The organism is Streptacidiphilus melanogenes (genome assembly GCF_000787835.1).
GTDB classification, from domain to species: domain Bacteria; phylum Actinomycetota; class Actinomycetes; order Streptomycetales; family Streptomycetaceae; genus Streptacidiphilus; species Streptacidiphilus melanogenes.
This window is the reverse complement of sequence record NZ_BBPP01000089.1, coordinates 1-12,568: the sequence shown is the minus strand read 5'-3', so window position 1 is coordinate 12,568 and position 12,568 is coordinate 1. Positions and strand designations below refer to the sequence as shown.

The 12,568-nt window shown below is 70.2% G+C and carries 11 protein-coding genes and 1 pseudogene; 2 read left to right on the top strand and 10 right to left on the bottom strand.

Features of this window, described 5'->3' with window-relative positions; genetic code table 11:
* The 9 genes and pseudogenes from TR49_RS46960 to TR49_RS44290 form a co-directional block, all read right to left on the bottom strand.
* Positions 1 to 74, bottom strand: a 74-nt coding sequence (locus TR49_RS46960; protein WP_152627709.1) for a DUF397 domain-containing protein, incomplete at its 3' end; no start/stop codon positions are given.
* Positions 71 to 2,455, bottom strand: a complete 2,385-nt coding sequence (locus TR49_RS39025; RefSeq protein WP_052435000.1) for a tetratricopeptide repeat protein — start codon at positions 2,453 to 2,455, stop codon at positions 71 to 73. The genes TR49_RS46960 and TR49_RS39025, both read right to left, overlap by 4 nt.
* A 29-nt stretch (positions 2,456 to 2,484) precedes the next feature.
* Positions 2,485 to 2,868: a hypothetical protein gene (locus TR49_RS39020; RefSeq protein ID WP_052434999.1), complete on the bottom strand. Its 384-nt coding sequence runs from the start codon at positions 2,866 to 2,868 to the stop codon at positions 2,485 to 2,487.
* Between the two features lie 310 nt (positions 2,869 to 3,178).
* A pseudogene (locus tag TR49_RS39015) lies at positions 3,179 to 4,216 on the bottom strand (UDP-N-acetylmuramate dehydrogenase); the annotation flags it as partial.
* Between the two features lie 13 nt (positions 4,217 to 4,229).
* Positions 4,230 to 5,270 (bottom strand): serine hydrolase domain-containing protein, encoded by a 1,041-nt coding sequence (locus TR49_RS39010; RefSeq protein WP_042391104.1) that lies wholly within the window; start codon positions 5,268 to 5,270, stop codon positions 4,230 to 4,232.
* Between the two features lie 3 nt (positions 5,271 to 5,273).
* Positions 5,274 to 6,581, bottom strand: coding sequence for a UDP-N-acetylglucosamine 1-carboxyvinyltransferase (locus TR49_RS39005; RefSeq protein ID WP_042391100.1), 1,308 nt, complete (start codon positions 6,579 to 6,581; stop codon positions 5,274 to 5,276).
* Positions 6,578 to 7,318, bottom strand: coding sequence for an LbetaH domain-containing protein (locus TR49_RS39000; RefSeq protein WP_042391098.1), 741 nt, complete (start codon positions 7,316 to 7,318; stop codon positions 6,578 to 6,580). The genes TR49_RS39005 and TR49_RS39000 overlap by 4 nt, the downstream gene beginning before the upstream one ends.
* Positions 7,319 to 7,496: 178 nt before the next feature.
* Complete coding sequence (locus TR49_RS38995; protein WP_052434998.1) at positions 7,497 to 7,994, bottom strand: ATP-binding protein; 498 nt, start codon at positions 7,992 to 7,994, stop codon at positions 7,497 to 7,499.
* Positions 7,991 to 8,161, bottom strand: coding sequence for a hypothetical protein (locus tag TR49_RS44290; protein ID WP_160311705.1), 171 nt, complete (start codon positions 8,159 to 8,161; stop codon positions 7,991 to 7,993). Before TR49_RS44290 ends, TR49_RS38995 begins: the two co-directional genes overlap by 4 nt.
* 223 nt (positions 8,162 to 8,384) lie before the next feature.
* Between TR49_RS44290 and TR49_RS38990 the strand changes: the two genes are divergently transcribed.
* Both TR49_RS38990 and TR49_RS38985 read left to right on the top strand, forming a co-directional pair.
* Entirely contained in the window at positions 8,385 to 10,004 is a 1,620-nt protein-coding gene (locus TR49_RS38990) for a helix-turn-helix domain-containing protein (protein ID WP_084725861.1), read from the top strand.
* A gap of 47 nt (positions 10,005 to 10,051) precedes the next feature.
* A complete protein-coding gene (locus TR49_RS38985; RefSeq protein ID WP_042391096.1) occupies positions 10,052 to 11,227 on the top strand; it encodes a hypothetical protein in 1,176 nt (391 codons plus the stop codon).
* A gap of 58 nt (positions 11,228 to 11,285) precedes the next feature.
* Here the strand turns inward: TR49_RS38985 and TR49_RS40710 are convergent, their stop codons facing one another.
* On the bottom strand, positions 11,286 to 11,768 hold the full coding sequence (locus TR49_RS40710; protein WP_052434997.1) for a nucleotidyltransferase domain-containing protein: 483 nt from the start codon (positions 11,766 to 11,768) through the stop codon (positions 11,286 to 11,288).
* Positions 11,769 to 12,568 lie beyond the last annotated feature (800 nt).

The following is a 12,568-nucleotide window of genomic DNA, read 5'->3' as shown; positions in this document are numbered from 1 at the left end:
AGTATTTCGACGCAGTTGTTGTTGCTGCCGCTGTGGCTGCTCTTGCGCCACACGCGTGCCGGATTCGCACTCATGATTGAGTCGGGGTGCCTTCCTCATGGACGTCGGGAGGGTTCTCGGAGCTCGATCCGCCGGGTGTACACAGGCGGCTGAGTTCCTGGCTCAAGGCGTAGTAGGCCAAGGTGTCGGGGTGGTGGGGGCCGAGTGCCTCCGCTGCATCACGGGCGTTCACCTCGGCGAGGTCGTGAGATTCCCGAAGACGTCCGGAGTGCTGCAGCGCGCGGGCTAGCCGGTCTCGGGCCTCGAGCGTGTGAGGGTGGGTCGCCCCGAGCACGCGGGTTCGAGCCGTCAGCACTTCTCGGGCCACCTCCCCCGCCTCCTCCCAGCATTCGCGTCCGAGCAGGACCTCGGCAAGGAGCTGGCCGCAGTTGAGCACGCGGGGATGGGCTGGTCCGAGTAGCCTCGCGCAGTCGTCACGGAGGCTGCGGGCCATCGGCTCTGCTTCCGTGTAGGCGCCGGTCTCCGACAGGATCCAGGCGAGCGTGAGCCGGGCGGCCAGGCACTGAGGGTGGTCCGGGGCGAGTGAGGCGGCAGCGTCCGTCATCGCGCGGCGGGACAGCTCCTCTGCGATGCTCCACTGTTCCTGGGCGCCAAGGGCCTCGGCCAGACAGAGGCGGCTGTTCAGGGTGTCGGGGTGATGCGGACCGAGCACGAGTGCGCGGCCTTCGGCGGCTCTGCGCATGTGCCGTTCGTCCGTACTGAATTCGCCGAGTCCGTAGTACGCGAGCCCCAGCGTGTGTTCGGTGTCCAGGGTCAGGGGATGGTCCGGGCCCACGGTGTTTTCCTGCTCGCGGAGCACAGTCTGGAGGATCTCCGCGGCCTGCCGGAACTCTCCGGCGGCGCGCAGGGCGCGGCCGTACTCCTGGCGGTCGGAGAGAGCGCGGTCGTCGTACGGTTGGTCGGGACGACCCGTGATTTGCCGGATGTCGTCGGCCAAGGCGAGCGCGGCGCGGTAGTCACCGGTGTCGTAGTGCTGGGATCGCAGGTTCCGGGCGACCGAGAGTGCACGCTCGGCTGTCGGACCCGGTACTCGGCCTGCACGGTGCAGAAGCGCCGTGGCGTGGGGAGTGAACAGGCGCAGCGTCTGAGCGTCTAGACACTGACCGGGTCCGGCGACGGTCAGTGCCGAGAGCATGTCGGCGGCGGCCGTGAGGAGCAGGTCGCGCTGGTCGAGCGGGGTGCGGGCGAAGACGGTGTCGAGCAGCAACCTGTGGCTCTGGATCGCGGGCACCTGGGGGAGGCCGATGTCGCCGGGCACCTCGACCAAGGCGATGAGCGACTGGGACTTCAGCGCCTGTAGGGCACCGTTGGTCTGCTGTGTCAGCAGCGGCGGCTCTGCGGTGTCGAGCGCGGTGACGCCGAGCAGGGAAGGGTGCAGTGCGCCGGTCGGCACCGGGTCGGCTGCCAGGCAGGAGAGGAGGCGGAGCAGCGTGACTGCCTGCGGCACACCCCGGCGGGTCAGCACGTCGAGTGAAAGCTGCCAGGTGGCCCCGATCAGACGGCGTAGGTCGACCTCGTCGGGCTCCGCGCCGAGATCGAGCACGGCGCCAGGGTCGTGCTCCAGGCGATCGACGAACTCGCCGATGCTGAGTGGTTCCAGGATCTGCTCACCGAGGAAGGCGCCGGCCAGCAGCAGAGCAAGAGGGTGGCAGCCCAATGCTCTTGCCAGGCGTTCGAGCTCGCCCAGGTCGCCGTTGCCGACGTTCAGTTCCAGCAGCAGCGCGACGGCGTCGCCCACGTCGAGAACATCCAGGGGATGGAGCTTGGCCTCGACGGGCCAGGACTTCGGCTGCCCGTTTCGACTGGTGATCACGACGGTGCCCATGGGGCTGACGCGTAGCCATCCCGGCTCACGAAGCACCGTGAGGTCGTCGAAGTTGTCGAGAACCAGGAACCAGCGTTGCTCTGCGCCGTCGAGGTATCGCCAGACCAGGTCGGCGGGGGCGACGCTCCCGCCGCGCGCCGCGAGGATTTCGTCCTGCGATGCGCCGAGATCCTGTGCGACACAGAGCATGCCGTCGAAGAAGGCCTTGCCACTGGCGGCACTGACCCACAACCCCGTCACGGTCTGCCCCGCGCCATCGCGCGCGGCAGCGAACTCTCCCATGACGGCCTGGACGACAGCCGTCTTGCCACAGCCGGGCATGCCGTGGATGACATGAGTCCCACCGCTCCGGCCGACGCTCAGCGCAGCGTCCAGCAAGAGCTTGCGAAGATCGCGCCGGTCGTGAACCTTGGTGCGCAACGGAGCTGCCAGTGGCATGCGGACCGAGGTGGGGCCGCTGGGGAGCGGCGTGCCGGTCGGAGGTGCGGTGACGTGGGAGTGGTACTCGGTGATGTGCAGGTCGTGCTGAGCGCTGTAGGCGCGGCCCTGGCCGGTTGCCTCCTGATGCACCCCGCCCGCTGCATCGTCAGGGCATGACCTCACCGCTCGGAGACATGCAGATCGTTGCCGGCCTGATACACCCGTGCGTGCCCGTCGGCCTTCGCGACGAGGCGGCGATCTCCGGTCTGCGCCTGGCTGGGGGCGGCCGGCGGCATCAGTACGCCGGCATCGACCAGGGCGGCCCACAGTGCCTCGACGGCACCGGGGTCAGCGGCGAACAGCGGCTGCAGAGCCTGCTGCCACCGGGCGGCCAAGTCGCGCTCGGTCTCGGGGTTGCCCGCTGCCTGAGCGGCGACCAGTTGGCTGTGCGCCTGCTCCAGCTCGCCGTCGAGCGCCTCGGCCCCGAAGGGGATGAAGCGGTGCCACACCGAGACGATCGCCTGTTTCGCCGCCCGGTAGGCGTCCCCGGCCATCGCGGTCATGACCGTCTGCCCCGCCGTGCCCAGGAACAGCTCTACTTCCCCTTGCATCGAGCAAACACCCCCGCGTGTCCTGAACCTGACGACAGATCCTATTGTGCCCGGGGCCGCTGGACAGGAAGTTGGGAGGATTGGCTGGGACGCTCGGACATATGCTGATGGTGCGACTGCTCCCCGGCGGCCTTCGCTGCGACGAGAGGTGACGCCAATTCACTTGCCTGGGCGGGTTGGCGTGCGCTTCCGGCTGGCAGGGCGCGCTCGTAGCAGTGACCCGTGCCGACCCTGCCCCCACAGCCAGCACGTGCGACCGCCCTCAGGCCAGCGGGACGCCCTTGATGATCTGTGGTTCGACGTCCAGGGCGACGCCGGTGGTGGCGCGAACGGTGTGGCGCAGTCGCTGGAGTGCTTCTTCGAAGGTCGCCGAAGTCGCGCGCTCTCGGGCTACGAGGGTCAGGGCGCGTTTGGTGGAGCAGTGGATTCCGGTGGCTATCGGGCTGCCGGGACTGTGGCCGACGTATTCGATCAGCCAGCCTGCGCTGGCGCGGGGGCGTCCGTCATCACCCTGGTGGATGGGCCCTCCGTGCTGCTTGATGTGCTCGGCTTGGGCCTGGGTGATGGTGGGGTTGATGAAGACGGAGCCGACTTGTCGGGAGTCGGGGCCGGAGGGCGGGATGCTGAGTCCGTGGGCCGTCCGGTCGGCGCGGACCCCGGTCGTTGCCGTGGCGAGTGGGGGCTGGCTGCCCAGGCTGGTTCCGAGGGCTTCTGCCAGGCGCTGGTAGGTGACCGGGGCTGCTGACGTGCTTCGACGGAGGCGGAGGGTGACGCTGAGGATGGTCCAGTTGCCGATGGTCTTGAAGTGGCTGCTGCGGTGGGTGAGGCCGCAGGCGCTGGCGGGGATCTGGACGGCGGCCTGGAGGCGCCAGTCGTAGGCGGTGATGCTGGCGAGGGTGTCGCTGATCTCTTGGCCGTAGGCCCCGGTGTTCTGGACGGGGGCGGCCCCGATGGTGCCGGGGATGCCGGCGAGGTACTCGATGCCGCTGAGGCCGTGCTCGGTCGCGTAGTCGACAACGCGGTCGAGTGGTTCTCCTGCTTGGACGACGAGGTCGACTCGCTCGTCGTCGAAGGGCCGCGCTCGGATGCCTCGGCTGGCGATGCGGACGACGGGACCGGGGTATCCGGCGTCGGGTGTGATCATGTTGCTGCCGCCGCCGAGGATGAGTGGCGGCAGGTCGTGTGCTCGGACGGCTTGGGCGATGTCGGGCCAGTCGTCGCGGTGGGTGTGGGTGAGCAGCTGGCCGATGGGGCCGCCGAGGCGGAGGGTGGTGTGGTCGGCCAGTTGCTCGGTCATCGTGGTCTCCGCGGTGTCAGGTGGCGGCGGTGGTCTTGAGGGCGAGGTCGCGCAGAGGCTGGAGGCGTTTGCGGGCGGGGCCGTGGTAGATCGCGTTGGTGCAGACGACGAGGTAGCGGCCGTGTTCGGGGTTGAGGTAGAGGCTGGTTCCGGTGAAGCCGTGGTGGTAGGCGACGCGGCCTCCGGCGGCCAGGATCCAAGCCAGTCCGCGGTCGATGCCCGGCTCGAGGGCGGCATGCGGGGTGAAGCTGTCGTGCAGCCACTGGCCGACCGGGGAGTCGTCGGCGGCGTAGTGATGCAGCAGGCGGACGGCGAGAGCGGCCAGGTCGGCGGGAGTTGAGAAGACGCCTGCGTGGCCGGCGACGCCGCCCAGGAGAGCGGCGTTGTCGTCGTGAGGGCCGCCCCAGATGCGGGGTGCCCCGGCGAGGATCCGCTCCGTGGGTGCTACCTGTGAGCCGCGCGAGACGGGGCCGTAGGCGGTGGCGGGCATGCCGATCGGTGCCCAGTGCCTGCGTGCGAGGTCGTGCAGCGGTAGCTGGTTGATGTGAGCGAGGGCGAGGCCGAGGAGGATGAAGCCGCGGTTGATGTAGCGGTGCTGGCCGGGTTGGTCACCGAGGGGTTCCTTGCACATGAGTTCGTGCAGCGGGGTGCCGGTGTTTCGGTACTGGTCCAGGCGGGTGGAGGCGCGCAGCCCGGAGGTGTGGGCGAGGAGTTGGCGGACGGTGGCCTCGCCGCTGGGGGCTTCGCCGGAGAAGGCGGGCAGGAAGTCGCGGATCGGGGCGTCGAGTCCGATCAGCCCGTCGCGGACGGCCTGGCCGACCAGTGGCCAGGTGGCGACGACCTTGGTGAGGGAGGCGATGTCGTAGACGGTGTGCTCGTCAGGGGCCTGGTCGCCGCATTCGGGGGCGACGATGCCTGCGGTGAGGACTTCCCGTTGGCCTGCGGTGGTGCCGACCATGACGACTCCGCCGGGGCTGCCGCCGGAGTCGATCAGGGCGGTCAGGGTGTCGTGGAGGCGAGCGGTGTCGTCGGTGGTGAACGGGACGGCGTGGGGCATGGTTCAGGGCTCCTGGAGGGTGGTGATGTCTGCTCCCAGCGTGGCCAGGTTGGTGAGCAACTGACCGTAGCCACGCCGGAGGTGGTACATGCCGCGGATGGTGGAGGTTCCCTCTGCGGCGAGGGCTGCGAGGAGGAGGGCGGTGACGGCGCGGATGTCGGCTGCTTCGACGTCGGCGGCGTGCAGGGCGGTTGCGCCCTTGATGCGGATGGTGCTGCCCTGGGTGGCGATGTCGGCTCCGTAGGCGGCGAGGGTGTCGACGTGGGTGTCGCGGCTGGGGTAGATCCGTTCGTGGATCAGGGAGACGCCTTCGGCCTGGGTGAGCAGGGCGGCGAGCTGCGGTGCGGTGTCGGTGGGCAGGCCGGGGTGGGGCCCGGTGGCGGTGGTGACGGCCTCGAGCGGTCCCCATGTTGCGGCTGTGCCGCCCGGCCAGCTGGTTATCGCGATGCCTGCGCGGCCGAGCGCCTCGCGCAGTCCGGTGGGCAGCTGGTGGAGCGTGATGCCTTCCAGTTCGATGCTGCCCTTGGTGGCTGCGGCGGCCATGAGCATGGTGCCGGCCTCGATGCGGTCCCCGGCGACCGTGAAGGTGGAGCCGGTCGGGCTGCTGGTGCCGCTCACGTGGAGCCCGGCGTCGTCCCAGTCGATGCCGACGCCGCCTTGCTCCAGGAGGCGTGCGGTCTCGGTCACCTCGGGTTCGATGCTCGGGCTGGTGATCAGGGAGGTGCCTTTGGCGCGGGCGGCCAGCAGCATGGCGGTGACGGTGGCGCCGAGGCTCGGGCCGTAGGGCGTGTTGACGTCGGTGATGAACGGGTGCGGTCCGCCGGGCAGCATGACCGCCTGGAGCACGTCGCCCTCGGTGCGCACTTCGGCGCCGGCTGCCTGCATGGCGGCGAGATGCCGGTCGATCAGGCGCGGGCAGAAGGCGTCCCCGCCCGGCGCGGGGAAGGTGACGTGACCGGCCTTCGCGAGCACGGCGGCGGCCAGAACGGCGGTCGTGCGGACCTGGCGGCCGAGGACCGGGTGAATTTCCGGGCGCAGGCGCGCGGCGGGGGTGACCGTGAAGCGGTCCGCTTCGACGGCGACGCCGGTTCTGGTGTGGCGCAGGATCGCGGCGCAGACGCCGGTGTCGAGGATGTCCGGGCAGTTGCGGAGCACGGTCGGGGTGTCGGCGACGAGCGTGGCGGCGTAGAGGTGGAGGGCGATGTTCTTGCTGCCCTGGACGCGGATGCGGCCGTGCAGGGGGCGACCGCCGGTGATCTGGACCAGGGTGCTGTTGAGGTCGGCGGGTGTGGGCAGGGCGGTGGTGGTCATCGGACCCTGCTTCCTGCGGGCAGGATGCCGCCGATGTGGGTGTGGGGGTAGATGACGCTGCCGGGGCCGATGAGGGTGCCGGGCGACAGGACGGTGGCGGCGGGCAGGCCGACCTCGTCGCCGATGACGGCCCCGAACTTGGTCTGGCCGGTGCCGATCCGGTTGTCGTCGAGGGTGATGGTGACCTCGTCGACGGCTGGTTCGCGGACGGGGCCGACGGTGTTGCGCATGCCGGTGGTTGAGCAGAACGCGCCGAGGTGGACGTGGCGGCCGAGGATGGAGTCGCCGACGAAGCCCGCGTGCTTCATGAACACGGACTCGACCAGGAGGCTGCGGGTGATCTCGGCGCCGAAGCCGATGGCGCAGCCGGGGCCGATGACACTGTGGTCGCGGACCAGGGCGCCTGCGGCGATGACGGCTCCGGTGCACACGAGGACTGGCCCGATGACGTGCGCGCCGGCCTCGATCCGGGTTCCCTCCTGGAGGTAGACGGGGCCTTCGACGATTGCTCCGGCGGCGATGGTGCCGGCAGGTGCGTGGTCGAGGCCGCTCGCGGCGGGGTCGTCGAGGTCGGCGACCATGAGCGGCTTGATGTCGAAGACGGTGTCGGCGCGCGACAGGAGGTCGGCGATGTAGGGACTGGCCACCTCCGTGTGCGCGACGTAGTAGTCCGGGGTCAGGCGGGCGTCGCGCAGTGGGGTGAGGGAGAGCTGGGCGTGCTGTTGGGCGAGCGGCATCGCTGGCTCCTGCTCGGTGTTGGCGGGCTGTGGCGGATGGTGGGTGGGGCGGTCGGCGGCGTGGTCCGCCGTGGGGGAGCACGTGGAAGGGCTGCCGCCGACCGACCCGGCTTGGAAGAGTGAGGGGATGGGGGGACCCTGCGGGTGCCCAGGAGCCGGTGCTCGCCGGGCGCCCGGCTCAGATGGCGAAGCTGAAGACGCGGGGCCGAGGCCGGGCTGCCCTGATCAGCTGGTGGATTTGTTGTCCCGCGACGGCGCTTGGCTGGGTGGGAAGGGACAGCGTGGCCAGAACTCGCTTCCCGTGGGCGGTGGCCTGCGAGGTCCACTGTCCGGCGGTGAGGTGGTCGACGATGAACAGGCCGCGTCCGTGCTCGGCGTCGTGGTCGACGGAGCGGAGTTCGGGGTGGTCGCTGCTGGCGTCGAGGACGTCGAGGGTCAGCGAGTGCTCGCTGCGGCTGGCGTACAGGCCGAGGGTGACCGGTCGGCCGTCGCTGTAGGCGAAGGCGTTGGTGAGCAGTTCGCTGACCAGCAGCGCCACGTCATCGGCTCGGTCTCCCAGCTCGAAGCCCCACACCCGCAGGGTGGCGAGCACGAGCCTCCGTGCGAAACCCACCGCGCCGTCGAAGGCCGTCAGCGGCCAGGCTGCTCCGAACGCGTCGTCAGCGTCGTGGTTCATGACTCGTCCTGCCGTTGGTCGTCAGCGGTCGTGTTGGGCTGTGAGGGGGCATCGGCGTCGGGCCATGCCTGCCAGTCGCCGGACTCCTGCCGGGCTCTGGCCTCGCGGACGCGGTTGCCGCAGACGCGCTTGGGCAGGGGCGGGAAGGTCGGGACGGGGGGATACACCGGATGCCTCCTGCGGGTTCGAGGACCGTGGCCCTGATCGGCTGCCGGGTGCCTGCGAACCCGGTGCGACGTGCTGGGCTCTCGACTCTCCCCGGGCGCCGGGGCGTCCTCCATGCCGGGATGCGTTCGCTCGTATACGTGAGATGCATAGATCTCCAGGCCAGTCGCCTGTGCGGTGACTATGCTTCAGATCACTCTCGGTAGTGGCCTGGTAGGAGGTGTCGTGTCCGGCGCTCTGTCGATCTCCGTGCGGCACTGCCGCCTGTGCGGGATGGATCTCGCGGCCGACAACCAGTCCGGGCTGTGCTCGCCCTGCCAGCACCAGTCGAAGGCCAGTGCCGCGCCCGACGTGCCGGATGATTTCTGGGACGCCGAGTCGCTACGCCAGGCTCTGGCCGACCGGCACATGGGGCAGGTCATCCGGGCGTTTCGCCAGCACCCCTTCCACCGTGCGTCGTTCGGACGACGGGGTATCCCGCAGAGCAGGGTCGGGGACTGGCTCGTCCTCACGCAGGCCCAGGTGAGCCGGATGGAGTCGGGCAGTCCGCCGCAGAATCTCGACACCCTCATCCACGTCGCCCGCGCCTTACGCGTCCCGGCCCGGCTGCTCTGGTTCTCGCTCCCCCAGACCCAGACGACCGCGTCCGACGCGCCGCCTGTGCCACGCCAGGCCCAGCATCCGGATCCGGTGGTGCGGGCCAGCCAGGACGCCTGGCGATCCGTGCGGCGGCGTCTGAACGCGGAGCGCGCGGTGCTGTCCGAGGCTGCGGCCCAGCTGTACGACCCGGCCCTGCGCATCGAGTCGAGCGCGCTCCTCGCGCCGACGGCGTGGCTGCCTCCGGAGCCGGTCCCCCTGGAGCGAGTAGCCCTTCGGTGGGATCCGGCACCGATCGCGCCGATCCTGGACGGCGCCGCGCACGAGGGCCTTGGGGCCCGCCCGCTGCGGCTCCTGGACCAGCGCTTCGACCGCTACACCCTGGCCGTGCGCTACCTCGACTCACCGACGCTGTTCGAGAACCGGCCCAGCTACCGCCTCACCGGCGTCCAATGGGGCAGCGACGGCAACGGCGAGCTGAGCTTCTCCCTCTCGACCTACTTCGACAAGCTCGACCTGTGCGAGGCGATCGGCCACGAGTTCGCCGCCGCGAACGGGAGCGGCAGCGACCGTGCCCGCTGGGGCCCGCTGACCCTCCGCCGCGCCGTCGGCGACCCCTTCGACCTGCGCATCCGTCCGATGATCCCCGCCATCACGACGCTGCTGCTGCGCAGACGTCCGGACGGCAGTGCGACGTTCTTCCTGCACTGGCGTGACCCCGGCCGCGTCGCGACCGCCGGCGGCCTCTATGACGCCATCCCCGCGGGTGAGTTCCAGCCCAGCAGTGTCCTCGCCCAGCCCGACGGCCCTGACTTCGACCTGTGGCGCAACATCGTCCGCGAGCTCAACGAGGAACTCCTCGGTGCACCGGAGTTCGACGGCAGCGCCAGCCAGCCCCTCGACTACGACCGCTGGCCTCTCTACCGTGCCCTGCAACGCGGGCGGGATGCCGGCGCGGTGCGCGCCTACTGCTTCGGGGTGGGCTGCGACGCCCTCACGTTGGCGGCCACCATCCCGAGCGTCCTGGTTATCGACGACGCGGTCTTCGACGAGCTGTTCGGGGACATCGCCCCGCACAACGCCGAGGGCATCACGGTGGCAGCGCTGTCCGATCAGCAACCGGCAACAGGAATCCCCTTCAACGAACAAAACATAACACGATTCCTCAGAAATGAGCCCTTGGCCCCGCCCGGCGCGGCATGCTTGGCCCTGGCCTGGAAACACCGCCGCCTGCTGCTCGCACCCTAGGCCGGGCCCGCGCGCGCCGCAGCGGCCCGGTACACGCAAGGAGCGACGTGGCGACCGCTGGACCGACGCGCACCGAGGACGACCCTGCTGCCACCCGCGACGCCTGGCTGCGCACCCGCACCTACCTCAACGCCCACCGGCACGAACTGACCGACGCCGCGCTGCGCGACTTCAAGCCGGAGGACTTCATCCCCGGCACCCGCCTGCTCACCCGGCCGGGCTGGATCCCTGATCGCCCCGTGCCGCTGCAGGACGTCCGACTCGCTTGGGCCGACGACGAGCCGACCACCCCGATCACAGGTGACGCCGCCGAGCTGGAACACATCCGGCCGCTCGCCGACGACCGCACCAGCTACCGACGCTACTCCGACGCCGTCGGGCACCTTGCCAGGCCCCACCTCTTCGAGAACCGCTCCTGTTACCGCCTCCTGGACGTTGACGGCGGCGACCGCCCCGCCCTGACCTTCGGCTTGGGCGCATACTTCGACGTCATCGACATCTGCGAGGCCGCCGCCCACGAGTTCACCGCTGCTCAGCTCAACGGCCAGACCGGCCAAGCCACGACGTCGTTCCGGGCGATGGTCGGCGACCCGACCGACCTGTCCCGGCGGCCCGTCATGGCAGCCGTCAGCACCATGGTGATCCGCCTCGACCGAGCAACTGGCGACGCCGAGTTCGTCCTCCACTGGCGCGACCCGGCCAAGGTCGCCAGCGGCGGCGGCCTATACCAAGTGATGCCGGTCGGCATGTTCCAGCCCTCCCACGACGCCCCCTGGAACCAGGCCAACGACTTCAACCTGTGGCGGTCCATCAGCCGCGAACTCAGCGAAGAACTCCTCGGCAGCACCGAGGACTACGGCAGCAACGCCACCCCAATCGACTACGACGCCTGGGACTTCTACAAAACACTCGGGCGCGCGAGGGCGGACGGTCGGCTCCGGGTCTTCTGGCTCGGCCTGGGCATGGACCCGCTCACCTACGTCACCGACATGCTCACCGTTGCCGTCTTCGACGCCGACCTCTTCGACCAAACCTTCCAGCGCCTCGTCACCACCAACGACGAAGGCCACCGCGTCGAACTCGAAGACGGCACCGGCCACGCCTCCGGTATCCCCTTCCGCGCCGACCAGATCATGCGCCTCACCCACGACGAACCCATGCAACCCGCCGGAGCAGCGCTCCTCCACCTGGCCTGGAAGCACCGCGCCAAACTGCTGAGCTGACCTGTTACGGCGCGACTCGCAAATTGCGAGTCGCTGATCGACGACGTTCTGAGCGTGCTCACGCGGCAGAGCAGCAGGCTGGCAGGGGGTCCGGTTTTTCCGGGGAGCCATTGGGCGAAGGGATGCGGCTGGCTTCCCCTGACGCCATGAGCGCCCTCAGCGTCGGGGACGTGCGGAGTCGCATCGTGGTCTTCCACTGGTCGTACGCCTCCTCCTCGCCTCGTTCGTTCAGGAGGTGCTTGATCCAGGTGTGGGCGACTCGGTCGCTCCAGTCGAGTGTCGCGGCGATCTCGCGGACCACGGTCAGCGCGAGCTGGTGGTCCTCGCGTTCGACGAAGTTCAGGTCGACCTTGATAGTCCCCTGGGGGAAGGTGAACAGGTGGCGGGGCTTGCCGGTGGGGCCGAGGCGGGTCTTCTCGTACGCGGCCTTGCGTTCCAGGAGGGCTCGTAGATCGTCCAGCGCCGCGCAGTGGGGTGGCATCGGCGCGTAGAGGTCGATGTCGGAATCGGGCAGCGCGGTCCCCGCGTAGGAGGAGCCCATGGGATGCGCCCACTGGCCTGTCCACTCCTGGCACGTGGCGACGGCTTCGCGCGCTGGGCGTCGGCGAGCCGCTCCCGGTGGGCGGCACCGTCGAGGTAGAAGCCGGTGGCGAGGCGTTGTTCGTCCCGGTGGAGATCGGCGAGTGCCAGCCAGCCTGCCGCGAGCACGGTGCCCAGGTCGTCCTCGCGGGTGGACGGGCGCAGGTCAGTGGTTGAGTGGTGCCGGTGGCGCATCCCCAGAGAGTACGTGTACGTCTCGAATATCGTCCCGGTCGGCTGCGCAATGGGATGCTTTTGTGACCGCTTTCCAGCGCGGGGGTCCTCTCCCGCGCCGCCCATCCGTCCCGCAGGCCCGCCGTGCAGCGCAGCGTCCGCCCCTGGTCGCCGCGGTGGACGGGGCTCGCGGGCCCCGTCCGAGACGAGGCCTCCCTGGACCGCGCCGGTCGGCGGGGCAGATGGTGGCCTCCGACTGTTCAGGGCCGCCCCACCTCGCTACGACCGTGCCCTGCACCTCGGGCACACCCCGGCCATGACCAGCGGCTCGACACCGAACCCCGACGCCTCGGCCAGCACCGCGGATGCCGCCTCGCCGGCCTGGACCGGGATGTCCGCGACTGCTCCGCAACTGCGGCAGACGGCGTGAGCATGGCCGTCGCTCCCCAGGCCGTAGCGGACCTCGCCCCGGTGGCCGGATGGGCGAGGCCGAGCGCGGCGAACCGGTCCACCACGGTGGCGAGGTTGACATGCTCCCCGCTCGCGCTCCCCGCATGGGGCAGCTGAAGTCAAGGGCCCTGGCGATGA

Excerpts from the sequence above, each read along its gene's own strand:
- TR49_RS39000 (WP_042391098.1), bottom strand. The coding sequence starts at position 7,318 with ATGCCGCTCGCCCAACAGCACGCCCAGCTCTCCCTCACCCCACTGCGC.
- TR49_RS39010 (WP_042391104.1), bottom strand. The coding sequence starts at position 5,270 with ATGCCCCACGCCGTCCCGTTCACCACCGACGACACCGCTCGCCTCCAC.
- TR49_RS40710 (WP_052434997.1), bottom strand. The coding sequence starts at position 11,768 with ATGGGCTCCTCCTACGCGGGGACCGCGCTGCCCGATTCCGACATCGAC.
- TR49_RS39005 (WP_042391100.1), bottom strand. The coding sequence starts at position 6,581 with ATGACCACCACCGCCCTGCCCACACCCGCCGACCTCAACAGCACCCTG.
- TR49_RS38995 (WP_052434998.1), bottom strand. The coding sequence starts at position 7,994 with ATGAACCACGACGCTGACGACGCGTTCGGAGCAGCCTGGCCGCTGACG.
- TR49_RS39020 (WP_052434999.1), bottom strand. The coding sequence starts at position 2,868 with ATGACCGCGATGGCCGGGGACGCCTACCGGGCGGCGAAACAGGCGATC.